The 25,018-nt window shown below is 72.5% G+C and carries 23 protein-coding genes, 1 pseudogene and 1 riboswitch; of the genes and pseudogenes, 12 read left to right on the top strand and 12 right to left on the bottom strand.

The window, feature by feature from the left end; all coding sequences use genetic code 11:
• Positions 1-76 precede the first annotated feature (76 nt).
• Entirely contained in the window at positions 77-1,573 is a 1,497-nt protein-coding gene (locus tag ACFY61_RS07775; protein WP_389468363.1) for a hypothetical protein, read from the top strand.
• Positions 1,574-1,706: 133 nt separating this feature from the next.
• Here ACFY61_RS07775 and ACFY61_RS07770 read toward each other — a convergent pair.
• Positions 1,707-2,617 (bottom strand): IS5 family transposase gene (locus ACFY61_RS07770; RefSeq protein WP_389468360.1). Its coding sequence is split into 2 segments (ribosomal slippage): positions 1,707-2,263 and positions 2,263-2,617, totalling 912 coding nucleotides; the frame shifts between segments, so codons are not numbered across the junction.
• Positions 2,618-2,813: 196 nt separating this feature from the next.
• Between ACFY61_RS07770 and ACFY61_RS07765 the strand changes: the two genes are divergently transcribed.
• Together ACFY61_RS07765 and ACFY61_RS07760 are read left to right on the top strand one after the other, a co-directional pair.
• A complete protein-coding gene (locus ACFY61_RS07765) occupies positions 2,814-3,455 on the top strand; it encodes a hypothetical protein (protein ID WP_389468357.1) in 642 nt (213 codons plus the stop codon).
• Positions 3,456-3,596: 141 nt separating this feature from the next.
• Positions 3,597-3,753: pseudogene (locus ACFY61_RS07760) on the top strand (IS5/IS1182 family transposase); the annotation flags it as partial.
• A gap of 1,149 nt (positions 3,754-4,902) precedes the next feature.
• On the opposite strand, the gene ACFY61_RS07755 reads toward ACFY61_RS07760, so the two are convergent.
• From ACFY61_RS07755 to ACFY61_RS07745, 3 genes are read right to left on the bottom strand one after another with little or no spacing between them, the layout of a single operon-like run.
• On the bottom strand, positions 4,903-6,081 hold the full coding sequence (locus ACFY61_RS07755) for a hypothetical protein (protein WP_389468355.1): 1,179 nt from the start codon (positions 6,079-6,081) through the stop codon (positions 4,903-4,905).
• Positions 6,078-7,835, bottom strand: coding sequence for a lipopolysaccharide biosynthesis protein (locus ACFY61_RS07750; RefSeq protein WP_389468352.1), 1,758 nt, complete (start codon positions 7,833-7,835; stop codon positions 6,078-6,080). The genes ACFY61_RS07755 and ACFY61_RS07750 overlap by 4 nt, the downstream gene beginning before the upstream one ends.
• Positions 7,832-9,037, bottom strand: coding sequence for a glycosyltransferase family 4 protein (locus tag ACFY61_RS07745; protein ID WP_389469274.1), 1,206 nt, complete (start codon positions 9,035-9,037; stop codon positions 7,832-7,834). The genes ACFY61_RS07750 and ACFY61_RS07745 overlap by 4 nt, the downstream gene beginning before the upstream one ends.
• A 172-nt stretch (positions 9,038-9,209) precedes the next feature.
• Between ACFY61_RS07745 and ACFY61_RS07740 the strand changes: the two genes are divergently transcribed.
• Positions 9,210-9,704 (top strand): adenylyltransferase/cytidyltransferase family protein, encoded by a 495-nt coding sequence (locus ACFY61_RS07740; RefSeq protein WP_389468349.1) that lies wholly within the window; start codon positions 9,210-9,212, stop codon positions 9,702-9,704.
• Here ACFY61_RS07740 and ACFY61_RS07735 read toward each other — a convergent pair.
• Complete coding sequence (locus ACFY61_RS07735) at positions 9,685-10,407, bottom strand: CDP-alcohol phosphatidyltransferase family protein (RefSeq protein ID WP_389468347.1); 723 nt, start codon at positions 10,405-10,407, stop codon at positions 9,685-9,687. The genes ACFY61_RS07740 and ACFY61_RS07735 overlap by 20 nt on opposite strands.
• A gap of 173 nt (positions 10,408-10,580) precedes the next feature.
• The gene (gene glgX, locus ACFY61_RS07730) at positions 10,581-12,827 is read right to left on the bottom strand and encodes a glycogen debranching protein GlgX (protein ID WP_389468345.1); all 2,247 of its coding nucleotides are present in this window, start codon (positions 12,825-12,827) and stop codon (positions 10,581-10,583) included.
• 197 nt (positions 12,828-13,024) lie between these two features.
• Here glgX and ACFY61_RS07725 point away from each other — a divergent pair, with 197 nt between their 5' ends.
• The 7 genes from ACFY61_RS07725 (at position 13,025) to ACFY61_RS07695 (ending at position 19,802) form a co-directional block, all read left to right on the top strand.
• Positions 13,025-14,254: an Ig-like domain-containing protein gene (locus tag ACFY61_RS07725; RefSeq protein WP_389469271.1), complete on the top strand. Its 1,230-nt coding sequence runs from the start codon at positions 13,025-13,027 to the stop codon at positions 14,252-14,254.
• A gap of 79 nt (positions 14,255-14,333) precedes the next feature.
• On the top strand, positions 14,334-15,593 hold the full coding sequence (locus tag ACFY61_RS07720) for an Ig-like domain-containing protein (RefSeq protein ID WP_389468342.1): 1,260 nt from the start codon (positions 14,334-14,336) through the stop codon (positions 15,591-15,593).
• Positions 15,594-15,635: 42 nt separating this feature from the next.
• Positions 15,636-16,403: an enoyl-CoA hydratase/isomerase family protein gene (locus ACFY61_RS07715; protein ID WP_389468340.1), complete on the top strand. Its 768-nt coding sequence runs from the start codon at positions 15,636-15,638 to the stop codon at positions 16,401-16,403.
• Between the two features lie 136 nt (positions 16,404-16,539).
• Positions 16,540-17,148, top strand: a complete 609-nt coding sequence (locus ACFY61_RS07710) for an ATP-binding protein (protein ID WP_389468339.1) — start codon at positions 16,540-16,542, stop codon at positions 17,146-17,148.
• Between the two features lie 373 nt (positions 17,149-17,521).
• Positions 17,522-18,313: a polysaccharide deacetylase family protein gene (locus tag ACFY61_RS07705; protein ID WP_389468336.1), complete on the top strand. Its 792-nt coding sequence runs from the start codon at positions 17,522-17,524 to the stop codon at positions 18,311-18,313.
• Positions 18,310-19,497, top strand: a complete 1,188-nt coding sequence (locus ACFY61_RS07700) for a PQQ-binding-like beta-propeller repeat protein (RefSeq protein ID WP_389468333.1) — start codon at positions 18,310-18,312, stop codon at positions 19,495-19,497. Before ACFY61_RS07705 ends, ACFY61_RS07700 begins: the two co-directional genes overlap by 4 nt.
• A gap of 92 nt (positions 19,498-19,589) precedes the next feature.
• Positions 19,590-19,802 (top strand): EF-hand domain-containing protein, encoded by a 213-nt coding sequence (locus ACFY61_RS07695; RefSeq protein ID WP_389468330.1) that lies wholly within the window; start codon positions 19,590-19,592, stop codon positions 19,800-19,802.
• A 62-nt stretch (positions 19,803-19,864) separates the two neighbouring features.
• Here ACFY61_RS07695 and ACFY61_RS07690 read toward each other — a convergent pair whose 3' ends face one another.
• The 6 genes from ACFY61_RS07690 to ACFY61_RS07665 all read right to left on the bottom strand — a co-directional run bounded on the left by ACFY61_RS07690 (position 19,865) and on the right by ACFY61_RS07665 (position 24,023).
• Positions 19,865-20,410, bottom strand: a complete 546-nt coding sequence (locus tag ACFY61_RS07690; RefSeq protein ID WP_389468327.1) for a PadR family transcriptional regulator — start codon at positions 20,408-20,410, stop codon at positions 19,865-19,867.
• Positions 20,411-20,569: 159 nt separating this feature from the next.
• Entirely contained in the window at positions 20,570-21,385 is an 816-nt protein-coding gene (locus tag ACFY61_RS07685; protein WP_389468325.1) for an energy-coupling factor ABC transporter ATP-binding protein, read from the bottom strand.
• Positions 21,379-22,128, bottom strand: a complete 750-nt coding sequence (gene cbiQ, locus ACFY61_RS07680) for a cobalt ECF transporter T component CbiQ (protein ID WP_389468323.1) — start codon at positions 22,126-22,128, stop codon at positions 21,379-21,381. Before cbiQ ends, ACFY61_RS07685 begins: the two co-directional genes overlap by 7 nt.
• Positions 22,129-22,132: 4 nt before the next feature.
• Complete coding sequence (locus ACFY61_RS07675; protein WP_389468321.1) at positions 22,133-22,459, bottom strand: energy-coupling factor ABC transporter substrate-binding protein; 327 nt, start codon at positions 22,457-22,459, stop codon at positions 22,133-22,135.
• Positions 22,460-22,467: 8 nt separating this feature from the next.
• Positions 22,468-23,154, bottom strand: a complete 687-nt coding sequence (locus ACFY61_RS07670; protein WP_389468319.1) for an energy-coupling factor ABC transporter permease — start codon at positions 23,152-23,154, stop codon at positions 22,468-22,470.
• A 28-nt stretch (positions 23,155-23,182) separates the two neighbouring features.
• A riboswitch (cobalamin riboswitch) is annotated at positions 23,183-23,397 on the bottom strand.
• A 92-nt stretch (positions 23,398-23,489) separates the two neighbouring features.
• Positions 23,490-24,023, bottom strand: a complete 534-nt coding sequence (locus ACFY61_RS07665) for a hypothetical protein (protein WP_389468317.1) — start codon at positions 24,021-24,023, stop codon at positions 23,490-23,492.
• A 150-nt stretch (positions 24,024-24,173) separates the two neighbouring features.
• Here ACFY61_RS07665 and ACFY61_RS07660 point away from each other — a divergent pair, with 150 nt between their 5' ends.
• Positions 24,174-24,866 carry a hypothetical protein gene (locus tag ACFY61_RS07660; protein ID WP_389468315.1) on the top strand — a complete coding sequence of 231 codons (693 nt, stop codon included), beginning with the start codon at positions 24,174-24,176 and terminating at the stop codon, positions 24,864-24,866.
• Positions 24,867-25,018: the final 152 nt, after the last annotated feature.

Raw genomic sequence — 25,018 nt, 5'->3', positions numbered from 1 at the left:
TCAGACTAGACTGCGCCCGGAAATCGCACAGGGGTGGGTGGGCACAGTGGCAACGGACGTACGCAGGCCTCCCGCCGTGCCCCCGAGCCGGACCCCGGCCCCGGCACCCGCGGAGGACGAGTCCCAGTGGGGCCGCGTCACGACGCCCCGGACCCTGCTGTCCCGGGCCCTGTCCGTCCCCCTCGCCCTCGGCTTCGCCGTCTTCCTGCCGCTGTTCGTCGCCGTGCAGTCCGGCGCGGGCGCCCGCGACGCCGCGTTCTGGCTCCAGCTGGCCCTCACCATGTACGCGGGAGCCCGGCTCTCCGCGATGGTCCTCACCAGCCGGCGAAAGCTCCTCCAGGGCTCCTTCTGGCTGTTCGTCTACATGGCGATGGGCGTCGCACCGCTCGCCCAGGCCGTCCTCGGCCAGGTCCCGACCCCGGTGGTCGGGCCGCGCTCCGACCTCACCTGGGCGATCGCCCTGATCCTGATCGGCTGCATCGCCTTCGACGTCGGCGTCCTGCTGGCCCGGCACCGGCCGGCCGTCCGCGCGGGCGCCGCGCGCAAGGAGGAGCGGCAGCTGATGGCCCACCGCCGCCGCCTTCAGCTGCTCACCCTGCTCGCCTTCCTGTGCAGCGGCGTGTTCATCATGAAGCTCGGCGGTCCGGCGGTGTTCTTCAGCAGCCGGCAGGAGATCATCGCGGGCATCGAGGAGGCCGGCGTCTCCAACGGCGACGGCCAGGCCGGCCAGGCCTTCCTGCGCGGCTTCGGCACGGTCCCGGCGCTGCTCGCCCTGCTGCTGTACACGCGCTGGCTGGTCACGTCCACGTACGCCCGCCGCAAGCCGACGGTGATCGCGACCTGGGCGGCGCTGTGCGCGCTGAACCTGGTGGTCAACAACCCGATCTCGAACCCGCGGTACTGGTTCCTCACCGTGATGTTCGCCCTGCTGTTCACGGTCTTCCCGGTGAGCGCGGCGATGTACCGGGTGGCGCTGTCCATGGCCGTCGTGATCGCGCTGCTGGTCTTCCCGTTCGCGGACCGGTTCCGTTACGACGAGAAGAACTACAAGCCGGTCGAGACCACGTCCTTCCTGGAGCCGATGGCGCTGAAGGACTACGACCAGGTGGGCATGTTCGCCAACACCATCACCTTCGCCGAGTCCGGCCCCGGCCACTTCTACGGCCGCCAGATGGCCGGTTCGGTGTTCTTCGCGGTGCCCCGCTCGGTCTGGCCGGGCAAGCCGAGGGACACGGGCGTGATGGTCGGCCAGTGGATGGGCACCGTCAACACCAACCTGTCCTCCCCGATCTGGGCCGAACTGTGGATCGACTTCGGCGCGGTGGGGATGGGGGCCGGGCTGATGGGCATGGGGTACGCGGCCGCCCGCATCGACCGCCGCTACGCCACGAGGGCGGTGCGGCGGACCGCGTCCGGAGCGCTGCTCTCGGTCGTGGTCCCGCTGGTCGCGGGGTACTCCTTCATCCTGCTGCGGGGACCGCTGCTGCAGGCGTCGGGGCGGGTGGCCATCGCGGCGCTCTGCCTGGCGCTCGTCGCCACGTACCGCACGGACAAGTCCGTCTCCCTCCGCTGACCCCGCCGGGTCGGTCTATTCCGTCCTGGATGGTCTCTCCCGTGTCCACGACGGCGCCCTGCTCGTCCCGCAGCGTGACCGTCTCGGCCTCCGGGAAGCCCCTGCCGGAGATCCCGTAGGTCTGGCCCGGGCCCTAGGGGGTGTCTGACAAATGATCACGGACTGGTTCGCGGAGCCAGAGGATCAGTGAGGCCAGGATGGCTCCGGCGCGGTAGCGGTCGGCGAGCTTGTCGAACCTGGTCGCGATCGCGCGGAACTGCTTGAGGCGTGCGAAGCATCGTTCGACCACGTTGCGGTCGCGGTAGACCTCCGTGTGGAAGGCGGGCGGTCGGCCGCCGGTGCGGCCTCGACGCTGGCGGTTGGCCGCTTGGTCGCGGCGCTCGGGGATCGTGACGGCGATGCCCCGCCGCCGCAGCAGGTGCCGGATCACCCGGCTGGAGTAGGCCTTGTCGCCCAGGACCCGGGTCGGTGTCGTGCGCGGGCGGCCGGTGCCGGCTCGCGGAACGCGGATCCCGTCGAGGACCTGGCCGAACGCGGTGGCGTCGTTGACGTTGCCGGGCGTGAGCACGATGGACAGCGGCAGGCCTCGGCCGTCGACGGCGAGGTGGACCTTGGTGGTCAGCCCGCCTCGGGACCGGCCGAGGGCCTGGCGCGTCTGCGAGCGGCCCGGATCTTCCAGTTCGTCCCCGTCTGCAACCCCCTTTTACGTGCGCCAGCGGCGTGCTGGTGGGCCCGGTTGATCGTGGAGTCGACGGCGACGGCCCACTCCACCTGGCCCATCGCGTCGTCGCGGACCTGCACATGCTCCAGCAGCCTTGCCCAGGTGCCGTCCGCCTCCCATCGGGCGAACCGCTCGTAGACGGTCTGCCACGGCCCATACCGCTGGGGCAGGTCGCGCCACGGAGCCCCGGTCCGCAACCGCCACAGCACACCGTTGAACACCTGCCGGTGATCACGCCACGGCCGACCACGCCCGTCCACCTGCGGCAACAAGGGCTCTATCCGCTCCCACGCCGCATCCGTCAACTCACCTCGACCTGCCACAAGATCAATTATTTGACAGGCCTTAGCGCAGCTCACCGGTCACGCTCGCTCAGGGGTCGATCAATCGGGCGAAATGGCCCTGTCCTTCCGATTTGAGGGGATATAGGGGTCTCTGGGTCCGTATTGTTCGGCTTGATCGGCTCTGCGGCCCGCTGGGGTCTGGCGGCAACGAATTTCGAACGAGGAGTGACGGCAGATGATCACGCGCGGCTCGAAGCGGCGGATGGCTTCAATCTCGGCGGCAGTGGCGCTCGCCCTCGGGCCCATCGCCCTCTCGGCCTCCCCCGCTCACGCTCAACCGGTACCGAGCCTCGACAAAAGCCACGAAGGAAACTTCACCCGGGGAGTGCAGGGCGTCTACACCATCACGCTGACCAACACCGGCGATGAGGACACCGGCACCATGGAGCTCACAGACAATCTCCCCACAGGCCTCACCGTGGCCGGGCTCAGGGGCAACCTCGCCAGTGCGTGTTCGGTGCTCGACAACGGTGAGACCATCTCGTGCGTGGCGTTCTTCATTCGCCCCAGCCAACCCCGGACGCTCATCGTGACCGTGAACATCGCCGACAACGCCCCCTGCTCGGTAACTAACTCCGTCAGAGTCGAAGAGGACCGAGTCGGAAGCGCCATCCTCACCGACAGCGACCCCACCACGATCACGGGTGCCCCCTGCGACGAGCCCGACGAGCCCGACGAGGACGGTGCAGGCTCCGTCCTCCCGATCAACCTCAGCGGCATCCTCCCGATGTTCAACAACATCAACACCCAAAACGCCATTAACAGTCCGAATGCCACCAACGCCAGCAGCAACAACTTCGGGCTGAACACGCCCTGACCCCTCAGGCGCATCCCCCAAGCCCCGGAAACACGACTTCGCTTCTCCCCTCAGGTCCAACCACTGACGCCACCCCAAGCGCCCGCAATGGACACACACCCCGTACTCGCCGACTGGTCCCGCACCGACCACTTCGGCCTCGGAAGCCGACCGCCTGCCTTCGACCATGAGACCGACAAGCAGCCGGACACCATCGAGCGGTGCATCAACAAGCTCAAGCAGTGGCGCGGCATCGGTGAGGTCGACTCGGGGCGCCCTCCGCGAACCAGCCCGAGATCCTTTGTCAGACAGAACCTAGGTGATCGCCCCGTCGTCGTCCGGGACGAACTTGAGGTGGTCGTGTGGCGCTGGCCGTTGTGGACCGACTCGAGCTTGTAGGTGTCGTTCGGCAGGCCGGTGATCTCGAAGAAGCCGTCGACGATGGCCGTCGTCTGCCCCGCGGGCTGGTCGTCGGAGTCGAAGGCGTGGATGACTTCGTCCGGTTCGAACCCGCTGCCCGACAAAGCGAACAGGCCACCCGGGCCTTCCGTCACCGTGCAGGTACGGCCGGACGGCGCGGACGGTGCGCCGGGGGCTGCGCCGGCCGCCGTCGCGGTGCCGGCGGTCCAGCCGCCCAGGGCCAGGGCGATCACGACCGCGCCCGACAGGACCCTCCGGTTCATGTGCTTCCCCTTGCGGGTCGCACACCGGGACCGGGGGAGAGAAACGGACGGGTGGCCACGCCGCCACACGAACGCACCGGGGGCCGGTACCGTGTCGTGCCCACATCCCCCCGGGAGGCGGCTCGCACCCGTTCCCCACGATCCCACCGGCCCCACCGGCCCGCACGCCGTACGCCACCCCACCAGGGGCGCGGCGACCAGCCCCCGCCGGTCGGCAGCCGGGCCTGTCCGCGCTCGGGGGCAGCAGCAGTCCGCGCTCGGCGGCAGCGGGACACCCCGGGCCGGGGTGGCGCCCCGCCAGGGGCGCGGGGAACTGCGCGGCCAGCCACGGCCGGTCCGCAGGCCGGCCGCGAGCGGGGTCGCGGTCGGGCGGGGGTGCGGGTGGCGGGGCGGGGGTGTCCCGGTGTGCCCACCCGTCCCGCCCTGCGGGACGACTGCCCACACCGGGCCCGTCAGGGGCGGGGGGAACTGCGCGCTCGCCAAAGCCGGTCGGCAGTCGGGGAACGACGGGGTGACCCGGGACCCAGTCCGTGTTCGGAGCACCGGGGCACCCGGGGCCGGGGTGGCGCCCCGTCAGGGGCGCGGGGAACTGCGCGATCGGCCCCCACCGGGCCGCATCCGGGGACGGCGGGGCGCCCCCAGGCCGGGCCCGCGGGGGTACCCCGGACCAGGGGACGACGGGGCCGTCCCGGGCCGCAACCGCGTGGGTACCCCGGGCCGCAACCACGGGGGTACGCCAGGCCAAGGTGGGCCACAAGGCCCAGGGGGCCAGCGGGCCCAGGGGGTCAGGGGAGGCGGGAGACGCGGAGCCAGGCGGCTGCCGCTTTGAGGGCCGAGCCCAGGGCCAGGCCCCACGCCGCGCCCGTGACGCCGCCCACCGCGTAGCCGGCCAGCAGGAACGCCACGGACAGCAGCGAGAAGACGACCTGCACGGACAGCGTGGCCTTCGGCGCCAGCACCCGCAGCGTCAGCAGCCCGCACGTGCCCAGCGCCATCACCGCGTACTGCGCCCCCGTCGCCGGCAGCAGCTCGGCCGCCGCCGGCCAGGTGTCGCCCAGCAGTTCGCGGCCCCACCGCTCGGGCAGGACGTACAGCGCGGCGGCCGTGCCGCCCGCCAGGGCGGCCAGGGCCAGGCCCAGGCCCAGCGTGGCCCGGGCGACGGCCCGTCCGCCGCGCAGCCGGCCCAGCACCGGCGGTGCGAACGCGTTCGCCGAGTTGAACAGGACGTTCAGCGGGCCGAAGAGCGTGGTCGCGCCCCGCAGCGCGCCCACCGCCAGCGGCGTGGCGAACAACCCCAGCCCCAGCACCGCCAGCTGGCTGGAGCCGTTGCCCACCGCGAACTCCACCACGAACCGCTGCCCGAGGTGACCCCGCCGCAGGTACGGTCCGAGCTCGGTACGAGCCCCCCGTACCGAGGGCCACACCAGCGCCAGGCCGAGGGCCAGCGCCGGGAGCGCCGACAGGCCCCACACCAGCACCAGCCGCCCCGCCGACGCCCCCTCCGGCTGTACGGCCAGCGCCGCCACCGCGCACGCCAGCCGCACCGCGTCAGCCGCCAGGGCCCGTTCGGGCCGGTGCAGCGCGGAGAAGCAGTAGCGCAGCCCGTCCTGGAGCAGGACCAGGGGCAGTACGGGGCCCAGCGCGAGGAAGGCCGTGCCGACGGGTCCGCCGAGCAGCAGCCCGACCACGGCGAGCGCGGCCCCCGCCGCCACGGCCGCGGCCGCGGTGAAGGCCAGCGCCGACCGGCACACCGTGCCGAGGCGTTCCGCGGCCCGCTCCAGTACCACCGTCTGGCCGACGTACGCCATGTTCAGGCCCAGCAGCACGCTGAACGCCACGTACACCATCGAGAAGGCGGCGAAGTCCGACGCCGGGGACAGCCGGGCCGCCAGCACCACCACGAGGATGTTGGTGGCGCTGGAGGCGGCCTGGTCGAGGACGGAGGAGAGGGCGCGGAGCTTCACCGCTGGCCGGTGCGGACCGTGCGCAGGGCCACCGTGTCGGTGCCGTCGCCCGGGATGTGCTGCTCGGGCTGCGGCGGGCGCGGACGCGCCGCGGCCGGAGCGGCCGGGGCGGCCGGAGCCGGGGCGGCGGCCGCCGGGCCGGAACCCTTGCGGCGGCTCTTGCCGCCGCCGGGGCCGCGCTTCTCACCGGGCAGCGGCCCGTGCAGCACCGCGCCCAGCACCGTGCCGCCGGCCCCGCTGATCAGTTCGCGGATCCGGGCCAGGTCGGTGCGGTGCACGGCCCGCGGGTCGCACACCACCAGGACGCCGTCGACCCGGTCGACCAGCGCCAGCGCGTCGGCGTACGACAGGACCGGCGGGGCGAGCACGACCACCGTGGAGTTGGGGGAGTCGGCCTCGGACACCAGGCGGGTCGCCCGCGGCGAGGTGAGTGCCCGGGCCACGTTGCGGACCCGCTCGCCGGGGATGAGGTCGAAGGAGCCGGACTCGCCGGCGTCCACGGCGAGCTGCCGCCCGTCGGGCCAGTCGCTCTCGCCTTGGCCCGCCGCGCCGGTGCCCGGCCCGCCGGGCATCTGGCTCCACCGGGGCCGGCCGCCGGCGTCCGTGGGCAGCTGGCTGGCCAGGACCGGGGTGCGCAGGTCCGCCTCGATCAGCAGGACGTCCTTGCCGGTCTCGGCGAACGACGCGGCCAGGTTCACGGCGACCGCGGCGGCCGTCTCGCTGGAGCCGCGCGGGGCCACCACCAGCAGCCGCCGGCGGTCGGCGAACCGGGAGTCGTAGGCCAGCCGGAAGGCCACCGAGCGGTACTCCTCGGCGAGCCGCGGATCGGCCTCGCCGGCGGCCAGCAGCGGTCCGCCGCCGGTCCGGTCCCGGGGCAGGGTGCCGAGCACGGGCGCCCGCAGGGCCCGCGACACGTCACCGTCGGAACGCGGAGCCGGGTCGAACACCAGCCGCACCCAGGCGGCGAGCAGGCCCAGGGCCAGGCCCACGGCCGCGCCGAGGGCCAGCGACATGGGCAGGCCGGGGCCGTCCGGAGAGCCGGGCGGCGTGGCCTTGGTGGTGATCCGGCCGGGGGTCATGTCCAGCGCGTCCAGCTTGGAGATCTGGCCGTTGAACTGGCCGACCTTGCTCTGCAGGTCGGTCTTCTGGGAGAGCGCCGCGTCCCGGGCCGTGCCGGCCGGCATCCGGGCGATCTCCTTGGTGAGGTCGTCGAGCTGCTTGGCGACCGGGTCCCGCTGGTCCTTGTAGCTCTTGACCATCTTGTCGCGGGTGACGTCGAGCGCTTCCTGGCGCTTCGCCAGGTACGCCTCGGTCAGGGCGTTGGCCCGCCGGGCCGCTTCCTTGGGGTCCGCGGCGGTGTAGGTGAACTTCAGCACCATCGACTGCGGCGGGTTGGTCACCTGCAGGCCGCTGCGCAGCGCGCCGAGGTCGGTGTCGGCCAGGCCCAGCTTCTTCGCGGCCTCCGCGGCGATGGAGCTGGAGAGCGCCGTCTGCCGTTCCGAACCGATGTTGACCGTCTTGTCGGCGGCGATGCTCGGGTTGAACGGGTCGTCGGTCGGGGTGCGCAGCACCAGGTCGGCGGTGGCGACGTAGGTGTCGGCCGTGGATATGCCGAGGTACACGCCGCCCAGCAGGCCGATGCCGATGCCGGCGCCGATCAGCTTCCGGTAGCGGGTGAGCTGCCGGAACTGGTCCCTGAGGAGGTCGGGCTCGTCCTCGGCCGGTATCGCCGCCGGGCGGTGCGTCTCGGTCACGGGCGGGTTCCCCCAAGTACTTCGTCGATCAGTGCGTCGATGCGGGCCAGCCCCGCCTCACGGCTCAGGTGCGCCGCCACGTGGCGCGGCCCGGCCGCTCCCAGCGCGTCCGCGGCCGAGGGGTCCTCGGCCAGCGAACGTACGGCCTTCAGCAGGGCGTGCGGGTCCTCCGGCGGCACGAGTACGCCGGCTCCCGAACGCTCCACCTCCTGCGCGGTGCCGCCCTCGGCCGCCACGGAGGCGACGACGGGCCGGCCGGCCGCGAAGTAGGAGGTGAGCTTCGACGGCACGCTCATGTCCAGCACAGCCGCGTGCTGCGTGACCGCGAGCACGTCCGCCGCCGCGAGGATATCCGGGAACTCGCCGTCGGCGGCAGGGGGGATGATGTCCAGGTTCGGTACGTCTGCGGACATTTCGGCCAGAGCTCCGCGCTGGCTGCCGTCACCCATCAGGACGAACCGGACTTCCGGGTCGAGCCGGGCGGCCGCGACCAGCACTTCCAGGCCCTGCTTGAGGCCCATGTTCCCGGAGTGCAGGACCACGGTCCGGCCCGGCGCCCAGCCCAGGTGCCGGCGGGTCTCGCCGCGCGGCTTGGTGGGGGAGGGCACGTGGGACCAGTTCGGCACCAGGCGGATCTTCGCCGGGTCCACGCCCATGCGCACGACCCGGTCCACGAAGGTCTCGTGGATCACGCCGACCAGGGTGGCCCGCTTCAGCGCGTACGCCTCGGCCCGGCTGGCCAGCGCTGCGGCCTTGTCACCGCCGCTGATGCCGCTCTGCGCCGCGGCCGCGCCCATCAGGTCCTGGACGATCGGGACGTACGGGACCTTCCACCGCGCTGCCATCCGCGCGGCGAGCACCCCGCCGGCCAGCGAGGGCATCTGCGCGACGATCGCGTCCGGCTTGGGCATCCGGGGCGGGGCCGCGGCACCGTGCAGCAGGATCGATCCTTCGTACAGGGCCCGCTTCACGGCGGTCTGCTGCGCCGGGACGGTGTGCGCGCGCCGGTGCACGACGACCCCCGCGCGCCGTTCCGTGCGCCGGAGCGCCCCCTTGTACTCCGGCTCGAGCGACCAGGACGGGTAGTGCGGCATACCGGCGAAGACGTGCGCCTCGTGGCCGGAATTCGCCCAGTGTTCGGCGATCTGTGTGGCGTACGGACCGATACCCGCATGCTCGGGCGCGTAGTTGGTGGATACCAGCAGCAGGCGCCGCTGACCGGATGTGGACACTGAACGTCCCCTTCCCCCCTGGTCGATGCGCACGCCACCCTAATCGTTCACCCGCACGGCGCGGAACGTGCACGCTATTGTCTGCTAATCCACCGCACCGGGGGGTGCGGTCGCTGGGGGGTAACAGATGACGGAGCAGGACATGTCCGAAACAGGTGCGCCCGCGCGCAGGCCCTACCGAGTGGGCTACGCGCCGGGGGCCTACGACCTCTTCCACATCGGACACCTGAACATCCTGCGCCACGCCCGCAGCCAGTGCGACTACCTGGTGGCCGGAGTGGTCTCGGACGAGATGGCCGAGCTGGCCAAGGGCCGGCGCCCGATGATCCCGCTGGTCGAACGGCTGGAAATCGTCCGCAGCGTCAAGTACGTCGACGCCGCGTTCGTCGAGACGGTGCCCGACAAGGTCGAGACCTGGAAGCAGGTCCGCTTCGACGTCCTGTTCAAGGGCGACGACTGGCGCGGCACCGCCAAGGGCGACAAGCTGGAGGCGGACTTCGCGGCGGTCGGGGTGGACGTCGTCTACTTCCCGTACACCGTGCACACCTCCAGCACCCAGCTCCGTCGGGCCCTGGACGCCCTCGCGGGACCGGCCCTGACGGAACCGCTGGCCCCGGTCACCGCCGAACTGCGCTGAGCTCCCGGAACCACTTGGCGAGGAACGCCAGCAGGAACAGGACCGCGACCGCACCCAGCGCCGCATAGGCCCAGGCGAACAGCGGACCCCCGCCGAGCAGCAGGAAGACCAGGCAGAACACCCCGTAGTCCACCGGCAGCAGGGCCACCGCGCGCAGCGTCGACGGCGCGGTGGCGGGGCTGCCCGGCTCGGGCCGTGGCTTGAGCTTCTCCGTCAGCAGACCGCCGAAGAAGGTCACCACCGCCGCGAACTGGAAGCCCAGCGGCACCAGCAGCCAGCCGTCCCCGGCCGTCCCGTACGCCTCGGGGAACCGGTAGAACGCGATCAGCACGCAGGAGTGCAGGGCGGTGAGCTTTGCGGCGTCCACCACGTGGTCCAGCCACTCGCCGGCCGCGCTGCCGCTGCCGCGCAGCCGGGCCAGCTGCCCGTCGGCCGAGTCGAAGGCGAAACCGACGGCCAGTGCGGCCCACACGGCGATGCCCAGACCCCAGGACGGCGCGGCGAACGCGACGGCCGCCACGGCGGCGAAGCTGAAGGCCGCGCTGATCAGCGTCACCTGGTTCGGCGTGAGCCCGAGGACGTGACCGCCGGCGGCCAGGTACCGGCCGGCCGGCCGGTTCACGAACCGCGAGTAGAGCGACACCCCCTTCGCAGACTTCTGCGCCCCGCGCAGCTCCCGCAGCGCGGTCTGGACACTCGCCATTCGCACACCCCTCGTCCCCATGACGTCCCCGGATCGCACACATCATCGCAGGACGTGTGGATGTTCCCCCTCCGGATGCCCGGGCACGTCCGGAACCGCGCGGCCCGCCGACCGCGCGGCCCGCCGACCCCGCGGCCCCCGAACCGCGCCGCCCCCGCCCGCAGGCCCGCCGCTCAGTCCGCCACGCGCAGCAGCAGCACCGACCGGGCCGGCACGGTGATGGTCCGGCCGCCCGGGTGCCGCTCCGCCGGCGCCGCCGACTGCTCCTCCCGCGAGGTGTCCACCACCACCTCGTACGCCGAGGCCCACGGCGGACCCGGCAACACCCACGGCACCGGCCGGTCCCCGCCGTGCAGCAGCGCCAGGAAACTGTCGTCGGTCACCTGCCGGCCGCGTTCGTCCCGCCCCGGGATGTCCCGGCCCGACAGGTACAGCCCCAGCGCGGCCGCCGGCGCGTACCAGTCCCGCTCGGTCATCTCCGCCCCCGCCGGGGTGAACCAGGCCAGGTCCCGGAGCCCGTCCGCACCCTGCGGCCGGCCCGAGAAGAACGCCCGCCGGCGCAGCACCGGATGCGCCCGCCGCAGCGCGAGCAGCCGCCTCGCCAGCGCGAACAGGTTCGCCCAGCCCGGCTCCTGAAGCAGCGACCAGTCCACCCACCCGGTCTCGTTGTCCTGGCAGTACGCGTTGTTGTTGCCGCCCTGGGTCCGCCCGAACTCGTCCCCCGCCACCAGCATCGGCACCCCGGTCGACAGCAGCAGCGTGGTCAGCAGGTTCCGCAGCTGCCGCCGGCGCAGCGCGGTGATCCGGGCGTCGTCCGTCTCACCCTCCGCCCCGCAGTTCCACGACCGGTTGTCGTTGGTGCCGTCCCGGTTCTCCTCCCCGTTGGCCTCGTTGTGCTTGCGCTCGTAGCTCACCAGGTCTCGCAGGGTGAACCCGTCGTGTGCGGTGACGAAGTTCACCGAGGCGTACGGCCGCCGCCCGCCCCACGCGTACAGGTCGCTGGAGCCGGACAGCCGGTACCCGAGGTCCCGTACGTCGGGCAGCGCGCCCCGCCAGAAGTCGCGGACCGCGTCCCGGTACCGGTCGTTCCACTCGGTCCACAGCGGCGGGAACGCGCCCACCTGGTAGCCGCCCGCGCCCACGTCCCACGGCTCGGCGATCAGCTTCACCCGGCGCAGCACCGGGTCCTGGGCGATCACCGCCAGGAACGGCGAGAGCATGTCCACGTCGTGCATCGACCGGGCCAGCGCCGCCGCCAGGTCGAAGCGGAAACCGTCCACCCCCATCTCCGTCACCCAGTACCGCAGCGAGTCGGTGATCAGCCGCAGCACGTGCGGGCGGCCCGCGTGCAGGGTGTTCCCGCAGCCCGTGTAGTCGGCGTAGCGCCGCTGGTCGTTCTGGAGCCGGTAGTAGCCCCGGTTGTCGATGCCGCGCAGCGACAGCGTCGGCCCCAGCTCGCCCGCCTCCGCGGTGTGGTTGTAGACCACGTCCAGGATCACCTCGATCCCGGCCGCGTGCAGGGCCCGCACCATCCGCTTGAACTCGCCGACCTGCTGCCCGGCCGTCCCGCTGGAGGAGTACCCGGCGTGCGGGGCGAAGTAGCCGATCGAGTTGTAGCCCCAGTGGTTGCGCAGGCCCCGCCGCAGCAGGTGGTCCTCGTGCGCGAACTGGTGCACCGGCAGCAGCTCCACCGCGGTCACCCCGAGCCCGGTCAGGTGCTCGATCGCGGCCGGGTGGGCGAGCCCCGCGTACGTGCCGCGCAGCTCCGGCGGGACGTCCGGGTGCCGCATGGTGAACCCGCGCACGTGCAGCTCGTAGATGACCGAGTCCGCCCACGGGGTCTTCGGCCGGACGTCGTCCGCCCAGTCGTCGTCATCGTGGACGACCACCCCCTTCGGTACGAACGGCGCCGAGTCCCGGTCGTCGCGGACGGTGTCCGCGATGTACTGCTGTGGCCAGTCCCGGACGTGCCCGTACACCTCCGGGGGCAGCGTGAAGTCGCCGTCCACGGCCCGCGCGTACGGGTCCAGGAGCAGCTTCGCCGGGTTGTACCGGGCGCCCGTCCACGGGTCCCACCGGCCGTGCACCCGGAACCCGTACCGCCGGCCCGGCCCCACGCCGGGCACGAAGCCGTGCCAGATCTCGTGCGTCAGTTCGGCCAGCGGGCACCGGGTCTCGTTGCCCGCCGCGTCGAACAGGCACAGCTCCACCGCTTCGGCGCCCTGCGCCCACAGCGCGAAGTTCGTCCCCGCCACCCCGTCCGGGCCGGCCCGGTAGCGGGCCCCCAGCGGATGGGAGGACCCCGGCCACACCGGCGGCCCCGGGCGCGCGGGCGCCGTCCGTACCCGCCCGTTCACCAGTGGCGCGGGCACGGCTGGGCCGCCCTCCACCACCTCGTCTTGCTCGGCTGCGCTCGACACCTGCCCGCCTCCACGGCTCGAAGGTCACGGCGGGGGCAGGCGTGCGGCCCCGGCGTCCCGGCCGGGGCCCGCCCCCGTCTCCTCCTTTTCCTGTTCTGCCCGGATGGCACTGCCAGGAACGTGGCCCGCGCTCACGTTTCCCCATAAGGGGGCCCGTCGTTGGACGGACCGTGAGACTTCTGACGTCCGAGCGGGCGATGCGGGCAGCGGCGGGTGCGGTCGCCGTGGTGGCGTGGGCGGGGCTGCTGGGCGGACTGGCCGGCTGTACCCCGGACGGCGGTTCCCCGGTCGAGGTGCAGCTGCCCGGGAAGCCGCGTTCCCCGGAGGAGGCGATCCGGATCACCCCGGACGACAACGCCAAGGCCGTGCCGGCCGACACGGCCCTGTCGGTGACCGTCCCCGAAGGGCGGCTGGAGCGGGTGGTGGTGACGAAGGTCGAGGACGCCCAGGAGGAGCGGGTCCCCGGCTCCATCGCGGCGGACGGCCTCAGCTGGAGCCCCGACCCGGCGTACGGGCGGCTCGCGCTGGCCGCCAAGTACACCGTGGACGCGGTGGCCGTGGACGGGCACGACCGGCGCCTGGCCCGGCACACCACCTTCACCACCTACGTGCCCGAGGAGCGGTTCATCGGCTACTTCAAGCCCGAGAACCGGTCCACCGTCGGCACCGGGATGATCATCTCCTTCCGGTTCAACAAGGCCATCGAGAACCGCGCCGACGTCGAACGCGCCATCACCGTCACCTCCGACCCGGTCCAGGAGGTGTCCGGCCACTGGTTCGGCAGGGACCGCCTCGACTTCCGTCCCCGGCAGTACTGGCGCCCCGGCACCGAGGTCACCATCGACATGAAGCTCCGCGACGTCGAGGGCGCCCGCGGTTCGTACGGCATCCAGAACAAGAAGGTCCGGTTCACCGTCGGCCGGCACCAGGTCTCCACCGTCGACGCCGAGGCCCACACGATGACGGTCCGGCGCGACGGCGAGGTCCTCTCCACGGTCCCGGTCACCGCCGGCGCCCCGAAGACCACCACCTACAACGGCAAGATGGTGGTGATGGAGATGTTCGACGTCACCCGGATGAACGGCGCCACCGTCGGCTTCACCACCGAGGAGGGCAAGGGGGAGTACGACATCCCCGACGTGCCCCACGCCCTCCGCCTCACCAGCTCCGGCACCTTCCTGCACGGCAACTACTGGGCCCACCCCGACACCTTCGGCTCCGTCAACACAAGCCACGGCTGCATCGGCCTGCGCGACGACAAGGGCGGCAGCTCCGCCACCCCGGCCGGCTGGTTCTTCGACCGCACCCTCGTCGGGGACGTGGTCGAGGTCGTCAACTCACAGGACAAGACGGTCGCCGCGGACAACGGGCTGGGCGGCTGGAACATGTCCTGGGTGGACTGGATCGCGGGCTCTGCCCTCGCCTAGCGCGCCCGCCGTCATTGGAACTGAACGGTGACAAGGCCGTGGCTCTTCGTCATTCCCCTGTGTGGTTACCTGTGGCCATATGCGCGCGACTGTCCGCGCGCGGGGGACATGGGAGAAGAGAAGAGTGAACCTGCAGCCGATACGCGCCTTTTCGGCGGTGTTGCTGGGGGCCGTCCTGCTGCTCACCGGGTGCAGCAACGGCGGGAACGCCGGGAGCGCCGGCGGTGACGACGGCAAGGCCAAGGGCCAGAACGCCGGCCAGGCCGGCACCGAGGCCTCCCAGGCGGTGGTGACCGTCAAACCCGACGACGGCGCCAAGGAGGTCGCGACCAGCGGCGTACTGAAGGTCACCGCGGCGGGCGGCAAGCTCAGCACGGTCACCGTCGCCGACACCAAGGGCAACGCCGTCGAGGGCAAGCTGTCCGCCGACGGCACCAGCTGGGAGCCCGTCAGGCACCTGGGCTCGGCCACCACGTACAAGGTGCACGCGGTCGCCAGGGACGCGGCGGGCCGGGAGTCCGCGAAGGACGTCAGCTTCACCACCCTGACCCCGAAGAACACCTTCATCGGCCACTACACGCCCGAGGACGGCGCCACCGTCGGCGTCGGCATGCCGGTCTCCGTCGAGTTCAGCCGCGGCATCACGAACCCGGCGGCCGTCGAGAAGGCGATCACCGTGACCGCCGAACCGGCCGTGCGGGTCGAGGGCCACTGGTTCGGCAACGACCGGCTCGACTTCCGCCCGGAGAAGTACTGGGCGCCGGGCACCAAGGTCACCGTCAAGCTGAACCTGGACGGTGTCGAGGGCCGGCCGGGGGTCTACGGCAAGCAGACCCGCACCGTGACCTTCAGGATCGGGCGCTCCCAGGTCTCCACGGTCGACGCGAGCACGCACCAGATGCAGGTCGTCCGCGACGGCCAGGTGATCAAGAACCTGCCGATCACCGCCGGCGCCCCGTCGACCACCACGTACAACGGCCAGATGGTCATCAGCGAGAAGTACAAGGTGACCCGGATGAACGGCGCGACCGTCGGCTTCGGCGGCGAGTACGACATCAAGGACGTCCCGCACGCCATGCGGCTGTCCACCTCCGGCACCTTCGTGCACGGCAACTACTGGGCCTCCTCGTCCACCTTCGGCTCGGCGAACGTCAGCCACGGCTGCGTGGGCCTGCGCGACGTGCGCGGCGCCGGGGACCCCGACGCGCCGGCGGCCTGGTTCTACGACAACTCGCTGATCGGCGACGTCGTGATCGTCCAGAACTCCAAGGACAAGCAGATCGCCCCGGACAACGGTCTCAACGGCTGGAACATGTCCTGGGCGGAGTGGATCGCGTAGCCCCACTCCCGGGAGACGGTTAACGGGTACTAACGTGCCCGTATGACCATCTCTCTCGAAGTCTCCGAAGGCGTCGGCACCATCCGCCTGGACCGCCCGCCCATGAACGCCCTGGACATCGCCACCCAGGACCGGCTCCGCGAGCTCGCCGTGGAGGCCACCGACCGCGCCGACGTGCGCGCGGTGGTCCTCTACGGCGGCGAGAAGGTGTTCGCGGCGGGCGCGGACATCAAGGAGATGCAGGTGATGGACCACGCGGCGATGGTCGCGCGGTCCCGGGGCCTGCAGGACGCCTTCACCGCCGTGGCCCGGATCCCCAAGCCCGTGGTGGCGGCCGTCACCGGCTACGCGCTGGGCGGCGGCTGCGAGCTGGCGCTGTGCGCCGACTACCGGATCGCCGCCGAGGACGCCAAGCTCGGCCAGCCGGAGATCCTGCTCGGCCTGATCCCGGGCGCGGGCGGCACCCAGCGCCTGTCCCGCCTGATCGGCCCCTCGAAGGCCAAGGACCTGATCTTCACCGGCCGGATGGTGAAGGCGGACGAGGCGCTGACCCTGGGCCTGGTCGACCGGGTGGTCCCGGCCGCCGAGGTGTACGCGCAGGCGCACGCGTGGGCGGCGAAGCTGGCCCAGGGCCCGGCGATCGCCCTCCGGGCGGCGAAGGAGTGCGTGGACGCCGGTCTGGAGGCGGACATCGACACCGGCCTCGCCATCGAACGCAACTGGTTCGCGGGCCTGTTCGCCACGGAGGACCGCGAGCGCGGCATGCGCAGCTTCGTCGAGGAGGGGCCGGGGAAGGCCAAGTTCCTCTAGGCGCGGGCGGGTTCCTCCCTGGGGGTGGATTAGGCCCGGCTTAAGGCAGCCTTAAGCGTGAGTGGAGATCCACTCTCCGTGATGGTCGTCCGGCCCCGGTCCGCCGCAGGTCAGGGCGGGTCCCGTCGCCCTCCGCTTGCCTGCCGCATATGACAGTCGGACCCCTCGGAGCCCCCGGTTCCGAGGGGTCTTTTCACGGGGAAGGGCCCGGACGGGCCGGTGTGCCGTCCATGATGGGTGCATGGCGGGCCTGGAGGGTGTGGAACAACCGCGGCAGCGCAACGGCGCTTCCGCCTTACGGCTGTCGGCGGCTCTGGAGGACGAACTGGGGCTGAAGGCCCTGGAGTCGTACGGGAACCCGGCGGAGGCGGAGGTCACCCTGCCGTCCCTCCCCGAGTCGGCCGGCACGGCGCGCCGGCTCACCCAGTACGTGGTGGTCCGGATGTGGGGCCTGTCCCCGCAGATCGCCGAACACGCGGTATTACTGGTCTCCGAGCTCGTGGGCAACGCGGTGCGGCACACCGGGGCCCGCTCGTTCGGCCTGCGGCTGCACCGGCGGCGCGGCTGGATCCGGGTCGACGTGCGCGACCCCTCGCGAGGCCTGCCCTGCCTGATGCCCGTCCAGGAGATGGACACCACCGGCCGGGGACTCTTCCTGGTCGACAAGCTCTCCGACCGCTGGGGGGCGGACCTGCTGCCCCGCGGGAAGGTCACCTGGTTCGAGATGCGGGTGGCGGACCGCTGAGACGCCTGAAGCCCCCTGTCGCCGTGGTCGGGCGCTGCGGGGGCTTCATGGGTGCGCCGAGGATCTTTGGGGTGTGGATCCTCGGCGTGTGCGGCTTCGCTCGGGTCAATGGGAAGGCGCGATTCCGACTATGGCAGACGGGCGCCCGAACGCCAAAAGTCCCGACTCGGACATAAGTGTGCAGATAGTAAGAGTTTCGCGTTAAATCCTAGGTGAGCTGAGCCACTCACCTCGCAATCCATGAATAACTATCGAACGCTCAGTGTAATTCGTTGATCGAATAACGGACAGACGCCCGAACGGGCCACCGCCGCGAAGGTCCCGAATTGGGTCAATCATTACCTTCCGCGCCATCCGGCTCTTAAATGGGCAGGTGCTCAGTTACCCGGACCGCCGCACCACCCTCCGCGCCGGTGCCGCGGCCGCCGTCGGGGCCCTCACCGCCGCCTGCGGCACGGGCGCCCCGCCCCCCGGCCGGACCACCCCGCCGGCGGCCCCGCCCGCCGCCCGACGGCCCGCCGCCGCCCCCGCGCCCGCCCCCGCGCCCCGTGCCTGGCCGGGGCAGCCCGCCCAGATCGAACACGGCCTCCGCGACCGTCCCCGCGTCGCCCTCACCTTCCACGGCAACGGCGACCCCGCCACCGCCCGGTCGGTGCTGGCCGAGGCCCGCCGGGCCGGCGCGCGGCTGACCGTACTGGCCGTCGGCTCATGGCTCGACGCCCACCCGGAGCTGGCCCGGCTGGTCCTGGACGGCGGCCATGAACTCGGCAACCACACCCAGCGCCACCTCGACATCAACGCCATGCCGGAGGCCGAGGCGTACGCGGAGATCACCGACTGCGCCCGGCGCCTGCAACGCCTCACCGGTTCCATCGGCCCCTGGTTCCGGCCGTCCCGGGCCCGCCACGCCTCCCCCCTCGTCCGGAGACTGGCCGAGCGGGCGGGATACCCGCACGTCCTCTCCTACGACGTGGACCCGCTCGACTTCACCTCGCCCGGCGCCGCCGCCGTCGTCCGCAACACCACCCGGGCCGTCCGCGGCGGATCCGTGGTGAGCCTGCACTTCGGCTACGCGGACACGGTCGAGGCGATGCCCGCCCTCCTCGAAGAACTCGCGCGCCGGCACCTGCGCGCGGTGACCACCACGGAGCTGCTGACCCCATGACCACCACCCGCCTTCCCCGGAAGGCCACCGTGCTGTTCGCCGGCCTGCTCCTCGCCGCCCTGGCCGGCTGCGGATCCGCAGACGAGGGCGTGCCCGAGGCGCTCGGCACCAAGGGCGTGGGCAAGCCCGCCAAGGCGGTGCCCGCCGTCCCGCCCGGCCTGCCCGGCATGCCGCCCCTGCTGGACCCCAACGACGTGTACGCGGCGGACCGGCCCAACCGGCTCTCCCCGGTGGTCAAGGACTTCCCCTCCCGGGTGTACGTGCCGAACACCGCCTCCAACACCGTCTCCGTGATCGACCCGGCGACGTACAAGGTGATCGACACCATCCCGGTCGGCGTCCAGCCGCAGCACGTCGTCCCCTCCTGGGACATGAAGACGCTGTGGGTCAACAACAACCGCGGCCACACGCTCACCCCCATCGACCCGGCCACCGGCGAGGCCGGCAAACCGGTCGAGGTGCACGACCCCTACAACCTGTACTTCACCCCCAACGGCAAGTACGCGGTCGTCATGGCCTCGATGGACCGGGAGCTGGTGTTCCGCCACCCGCACACCATGGACCGGGTGAAGACCGTCCCCGTCACCTGCTACGGCGTCAACCACGCCGACTTCTCCGCGGACGGCCGCTACTTCATCGTCTCCTGCGAGTTCTCCGGCGAACTGCTGAAGGTCGACACCGAGAAGATGGAGGTGATCGCCCAGCAGAAGATCCCGTTCGAGGGCGCCATGCCGCAGGACGTGAAGATCTCCCCGGACGGCAAGACCTTCTACATCGCCGACATGATGGCCCACGGCATGTGGGTCCTGGACGGCGAGAAGTTCTCCGTGCCCAAGCTGCTGCCCACCGGCAAGGGCTGCCACGGCCTCTACGTCAGCCGCGACTCCAAGGAGATGTACGTCTCCAACCGGGGCGAGGGCACCATCTCGGTCTTCGACTTCGCCCAGGACCGGCTCACCAAGAAGTGGACCCTGCCCGACGGCGGCAGCCCCGACATGGGAGGGGTCTCGGCCGACGGCCGGGTGCTGTGGCTGTCCGGCCGGTACGACGGCGAGGTGTACGCCATCGACACCACCACCGGCAAGCAGCTGGCCCGTATCCCGGTCGGCGGGGGCCCGCACGGCCTCGCCGTCTACCCGCAGCCGGGCCGGTACTCGCTGGGCCACACCGGCATCTTCCGGTAGTCCGGATACGGACGCCGTACCCCCGGGGTGCGACCGGACGGGCTGCCGCTACCCTGAGCCGGTCAACAAGCACCAAGAAGGGGTGGATCCCAGTGGCGGACATCGAGAGCGCCAAGGCGACGTTCGGTCGCTTCGACAAGGACGGCGACGGCTTCGTCACGGCCGCGGAGTACCGCGAGGCCATGGCGGCCATGGGCGACTTCGCGGTGACCGGGCCGGTCGCCGAGGCGGTCATCGCCGCGAAGGACTTCGACGGTGACAAGCTGATGTCGTTCGACGAGTTCTGGACCTCGCTGAACAAGTAAGGCCCCTGGGCTCCGGCCCCCGCACCCGCCCCGCGCGGCCACCCGGCCGCGGCGGGGCGGAGTCATTCGCCGGCCATGCCGTCCACCTCGGCCACGGCCTCCTCCAGCCAGCGGAGCCAGAACGTCTCCAGCTCGATGCCCCCGCGAAGGACCAGCCGGCGCAGCCGGTCCTCGTCCGAACTGCGGCGCTCCGGCGGGAAGTCCCGCTCCTCGATCGCCCGGTAGGAGGCCAGCTGCCGCTCGTGCAGCTCCCGGTGCCGGCGCAGCTCCGCCGCGAGGCCGCCCGTGCCGACCACGGCCGCGGCCCGGATCCGCAGCAGCAGCGGGTCCCGGATCGCCTTCGGGTCGGCGCTCTCCCCGACCCACCGGGCGAGCTCGTCCCGCCCGGCGGCCAGCACCTCGAACTCCTTGCGCTGGCCTCGGGCGGGCTGCTCGCTGGGCAGCGCCCGGATCAGACCGGCCTCCTCCAGCCGGCCCAGCTCGCGGTAGATCTGCTGGTGCGTGGCCGACCAGAAGTAGCCGATGGACCTGTCGAACCGCCGGGTCAGCTCCAGCCCGGACGACGGCCGCTCCAGCAGGGCGGTGAGAATCGCATGCGGCAACGACATGCCGCCATGTTAGGCGGCCCGCCCCGAGCCCCCGCCCCGGCCCCGGCGCGTGCCCGGCCCCGGCGCCGGCGCCACCCCGCCCCGGCTCGTACCCCGGCTGCGGGCCGGTGGGGGCCTGTCGCGCGGTTCCCCGCGTCCCTGGCCGCCGTGCCGCGGCCGTCAGGGGAGGGTGGACAGGTCTTCCGGGGTGCGGGGAGGTGGGGCGGAGCCCAGGAGGCCGCGGGAGCGGAGGAACGCGGTCACCGCCGGCGACCACGCCTGCCGCAGCCGCGCCGCGGCCAACAGCTCCGGATCGGCCAGCAGTTCCGCCGCAGGCCCCGTACGGATCCCCGCCGGCGTGAGCACCGCCGCGTCGTCCGCCCACCGCACCGCCAGGTCCACGTCATGCGTGGCCATGACCACCGTCGTGTCCGTCAGGCTCGCCAGCACCGCCAGCAGCCGCTCCTGCCCGTCCGGGTCCAGCCCGGCCGTCGGCTCGTCCAGCACCAGCACCCGCGGCCGCATCGCCACCGCCCCCGCGATCGCCGCCCGCTTGCGCTGGCCGTAGGAGAGCAGGTGCGTGGGGCGGTCCCGCAGGGCGGTGATGTCCAGGGCGGACAGGGCCTCCTCGACCCGGGCCCGGACCTCCGGCTCCGGCAGGCCCAGGTTCAGCGGCCCGAAGGACACGTCCTGCTCCACCGAGGCCGCGAACAGCTGGTCGTCCGGGTCCTGCACGACCAGCTGCACGGAGGTCCGCAGCCGGGTCAGCCCGGCCCGGTCGTACGCCACCGGCGAGCCGTCCAACAGCAGCCGGCCCGACGCCGGCCGCAGACCACCGCTGAGCAGCCGCATCAGCGTGGTCTTGCCACTGCCGTTGCGGCCGAGCAGGGCCAGCGCCCGGCCCTCGGCGATCCCGAAGTCCACCCCGGACAGCACCTCGGGGCCGTCCTCGTAGGCGTAACTCGCCCCCGACAGCTCCACGACCGGTTTCACCACCACATGCCTTCCAGTACGAGCGTGAGCGAGACCACCGCTCCCAGCAGGGCCGCCGACGCGGCCAGGAACCGCCACGACACCTCGGCGTCCGGGACCAGTACGCGCAGCGTGCCGTCGTAGCCGCGCCCGGCCAGCCCGGACTGCAGCCGCCCGGCACGGTCGAAGGCGCGGACGAACGCGGTGGCGGCGAGTCCGGCCACCGAACGCCACAGCGCCGCCCGGCCGGTGTGGCCGAGGCGCGCGGCCTGGGCCCGGCGGACCTGCGCCAGCGAGTCCAGCAGCAGGAAACCGATCCGGTACATCACCAGCGCGACGTCCACCACCGGCGCCGGCACCCCCGCCCGGACCAGCCGCGGCAGCACGTCCGAGACCGGCGTGGTGAACGCGAACAGCAGCACCCCCAGCGAGGCGCCCGAGGTGCGCAGCAGCAGTTCCGCCGCGTGCCGGGGTCCGTCCGGGGCCAGCGACACCCAGCCGGCCGGGCCGCCCACCGCGAACAGCAGCGGCACGGCCCCGGTCAGGCAGAAGCCCAGCGGCAGCCGGAACGCCCGCCACAGCTGCCGCCCCGAGACCCCGGCCGGGCCCAGCAGCACCGTGAGGGTGGCGGCGGCCACCAGCGGCCCGCCGGGCCAGGCCGGCAGGGAGACGGCGCTGACCGTCAGCCCCAGGCCCAGCAGGGCCTTCTCCAGGGGGTGGCGGCGCCGCCAGCGGCTGCTGTGCGCGGCCGCGTCGATCGGCAGCACGGATTCAGGACTCCGCGGTGGTGTTCCCGGCGGCGGCCGCGCCCTGCCGGCGGCCGCGGCGCAGACCGAAGTAGTACGCGAGCACGCCCGCGCCGATCGCCGCCTGCAGCGCGAACAGCGCCGACTCGACCTCCCCGGAGGGCGGTTCGTACAGCGGGGAGAACCACGGCTCGTAGTCCGGCCGCAACTCGGTGATCGCCGCCTCCGCCTGCGCGTCGGCGCCGGTGAACGGCTCCTCCTTGCCCTCGCCCAGCCCCAGCGCGAGCGGCAGGACGGCCAGCGCGGCCACCACGAGCAGCAGCAGCCAGTTGATCTTCGCGTTCTTCGACATGCCCGCCATCAGACCGTGGCCTCCTGCTTCTTCGTGAACGTGGCGACACCCAGCCGGACCAGGTCCGACTTGCTGGACTGCATCAGCAGCCGCATCACCAGGACGGTGAGCAGGCCCTCGCTGACCGCCAGGGGGATCTGGGTGACCGCGAAGATGCCGCCGAACTTGGCGAGCGCGCCCGCGAAGCCGCTGCCCGGGTCGGGGAAGGCCAGCGCCAGCTGGACCGAGGTCACGCAGTAGGTGACCAGGTCGGCGAGGAAGGCGCCGAAGAACACCGAGACCATCAGCGGGGTGCCGGACTTCCTGAGCAGCCGGTAGGCCGCGTAGCCCGCCCAGGGGCCGGCGATGGCCATGGAGAAGACGTTGGCGCCCAGGGTGGTCAGTCCGCCGTGCGCCAGCAGCAGCGACTGGAACAGCAGGGTGATCGTGCCGAGCACCGCCATGATCGGCGGCCGGAAGAGTATGGCGCCCAGGCCCGTGCCCGTCGGGTGGGAGCAACTGCCCGTCACGGAGGGGATCTTCAGGGCGGACAGGACGAAGGTGAACGCTCCGGCCGCGCCGAGCAGGAGGGTGCTCTCGGGGTTGGCCTTCACCTCGCGCGTCAGCGCGCGGACCCCGTGGACGACGAAGGGAGCGGATGCGGCGCCCCAGGCGGCCGCGTGCAGAGGGGGCAGGAAGCCCTCGGCGATATGCATGAGTGGGGAGACCTCTCCAGCACCTCGTGGATGGACAACGCGCCCCGGCCGGTCTCCTGGCTCACGGGTGCTGCCGCCCTGACTCCGCCTTCCCGGGCAGCCGGTCTCCCGACAGCCCAGTGGCTTCCCGAGGGATGGAGCCGGACTTCCCGATCACAGTGGCGAGGGCCGCACCGGTTTTCCACCGGTTTCCCGAACACCAAGGCCAGACGACAGTAGTGGTCCATGAGGAGTCGTCACAACCCGCCCGTCACATACCGGGGCGTTTGCCCTGCCGCGCCTCCGAGTGCCTGCGGTCACCCGGCCCGCGGTGTCCCGCGGGCCGGGCCCGGTGTTCAGCAGACGTTGCGGTGGGCGACGTCCAGCACGAACCGTTCCGGCCCGTGCAGCCGATGCGACTTGTAGACCGGATACGTGTCGAAGGCGGCGCCGAAGGTCACGTATCCCTCGTAGTCGCCGGTCATGGCGATGCCCTTGAGCTTGGGCAGCCAGATCCGCAGGAGCTTGGGCCCCCGGTAGACGGAGCGGCCGGCGTCGTCGTGGGCCTGGGCGGGATGCAGCCTGATCTCCAGGAAGTACTTCCCGGCGAGCGGGACCGGCTTGCCGGACCCGTCGTAGTACAGCTTGGCCGCGCGGCGGACGCCGACCTCGGGCACGTAGCCCTTGACGTCGATGACCAGCCGGTCGAAGGTGCAGTGGCCGCCCCAGCGGGCGTTCACCACCTGAGGTGTCTGGGTGAGGGCCGCGGCCGGGGCCGCGGACGGGATCCGTGCCGAGGCCGGAGCGGCCAGGCCGACTCCGGCGGTGAGGAGGGCACCCGTGACCAGCGCCACGAGCTGCCGACGGCGTATGCGAAGGAGGTGATCCATGACGTCCCCCGGTTTCTCCGGATGAAGGGGACAGAGCTGACACCCGTGAAGACACCCGTCGGCGCCGTACGGTTCCCACCGCGCCAAGGCGGCCCGTGCGGCAGCTGAGACCATGTCCCCCACAGCAACCCGTGTGTCTCAGGGGGGACCATGCGCACCACCCGTACCGCCGCCGGCCTGGCGGCCGCCACCCTCGCCGCGGCCCTGCTGGCTGGCTGCACCGCCCCGGCCGCGCCGCCGGGCCCCGCGACGCCCCCGCCGGTCCAGAGCGGCGCCGAGCGGCTCGACCCGGAGCCGCGGCCGCAGGACCAGAACCTGCTGGCCTGGACGGGCGACCCGAACGACGCCGGACACGTCACGGCCCAGTCCTCGGCCGGGGTCGGCGGCCGGATCACCCTGGTACGGATCGTCCTGCGGGAACGCACCCCCTGGTCCAACATCTGGCTCGGCCTGGCCGGGATCGACCCTGGCGCCAGGCTGGCCGACTGCTACCTCGGGGTGTACGACGCGTCCGGCACCCTGCGGGCCGCCACCGCGGACATCTCGCCGCAGCTGATGACCGAGCCGATCGCCAAGCCGTTCGCCCTGACCAAGCCGTTCACCGCCGAGCCCGGCCAGTACTTCGTCGCCCTGCTGCTGAACGGGGAGTGGGCCACCAACCTGCTGACCCTCAAGGCCACCGGGGCGGGCATCTCGGTGAACGCCGGGCTGACCCCGCCGAACCTGCGCTACAGCACCGTCCTGACCGGCCAGACCTCGCTGCCGGCCCGGGTCGACCTCACCCAGCAGTCCACCAGCACGATCAACACCGGCTGGGCCAGCCAGTGGTACGCGATCTCCTGACCGGGGGAGAGGAAGACGACGGCGGCGGGGGGGGGGGCCCCCCGGCCCCCCCCCCCCCCCCCCCCCCCCGGGCCCCCCCCGCCCCACCAAGGAGGGTTGTGGGCCGGCCCCCCCCCCCCCCGCCCTGGTGTTTTTGTTTAATTTGGGGGGCG

The sequence above is a fragment of the Streptomyces sp. NPDC012888 genome (genome assembly GCF_042900645.1).
Classification (GTDB): domain Bacteria; phylum Actinomycetota; class Actinomycetes; order Streptomycetales; family Streptomycetaceae; genus Streptomyces.
The sequence above is the reverse complement of the archived record's forward strand: the minus strand, read 5'-3'. Positions and strand labels throughout refer to the sequence as shown.

Bases quoted from the DNA above. Each gene is read 5' to 3' on its own strand.
- ACFY61_RS07715 (WP_389468340.1), top strand. From the start codon at position 15,636: ATGACCATCTCTCTCGAAGTCTCCGAAGGCGTCGGCACCATCCGCCTG.
- ACFY61_RS07670 (WP_389468319.1), bottom strand. From the start codon at position 23,154: ATGCATATCGCCGAGGGCTTCCTGCCCCCTCTGCACGCGGCCGCCTGG.
- ACFY61_RS07660 (WP_389468315.1), top strand. From the start codon at position 24,174: ATGCGCACCACCCGTACCGCCGCCGGCCTGGCGGCCGCCACCCTCGCC.
- ACFY61_RS07675 (WP_389468321.1), bottom strand. From the start codon at position 22,459: ATGTCGAAGAACGCGAAGATCAACTGGCTGCTGCTGCTCGTGGTGGCC.
- ACFY61_RS07735 (WP_389468347.1), bottom strand. From the start codon at position 10,407: ATGGCGAGTGTCCAGACCGCGCTGCGGGAGCTGCGCGGGGCGCAGAAG.
- ACFY61_RS07765 (WP_389468357.1), top strand. From the start codon at position 2,814: ATGATCACGCGCGGCTCGAAGCGGCGGATGGCTTCAATCTCGGCGGCA.
- ACFY61_RS07690 (WP_389468327.1), bottom strand. From the start codon at position 20,410: ATGTCGTTGCCGCATGCGATTCTCACCGCCCTGCTGGAGCGGCCGTCG.
- ACFY61_RS07700 (WP_389468333.1), top strand. From the start codon at position 18,310: ATGACCACCACCCGCCTTCCCCGGAAGGCCACCGTGCTGTTCGCCGGC.
- ACFY61_RS07740 (WP_389468349.1), top strand. From the start codon at position 9,210: ATGTCCGAAACAGGTGCGCCCGCGCGCAGGCCCTACCGAGTGGGCTAC.
- ACFY61_RS07725 (WP_389469271.1), top strand. From the start codon at position 13,025: ATGCGGGCAGCGGCGGGTGCGGTCGCCGTGGTGGCGTGGGCGGGGCTG.
- ACFY61_RS07665 (WP_389468317.1), bottom strand. From the start codon at position 24,023: ATGGATCACCTCCTTCGCATACGCCGTCGGCAGCTCGTGGCGCTGGTC.
- ACFY61_RS07720 (WP_389468342.1), top strand. From the start codon at position 14,334: ATGCGCGCGACTGTCCGCGCGCGGGGGACATGGGAGAAGAGAAGAGTG.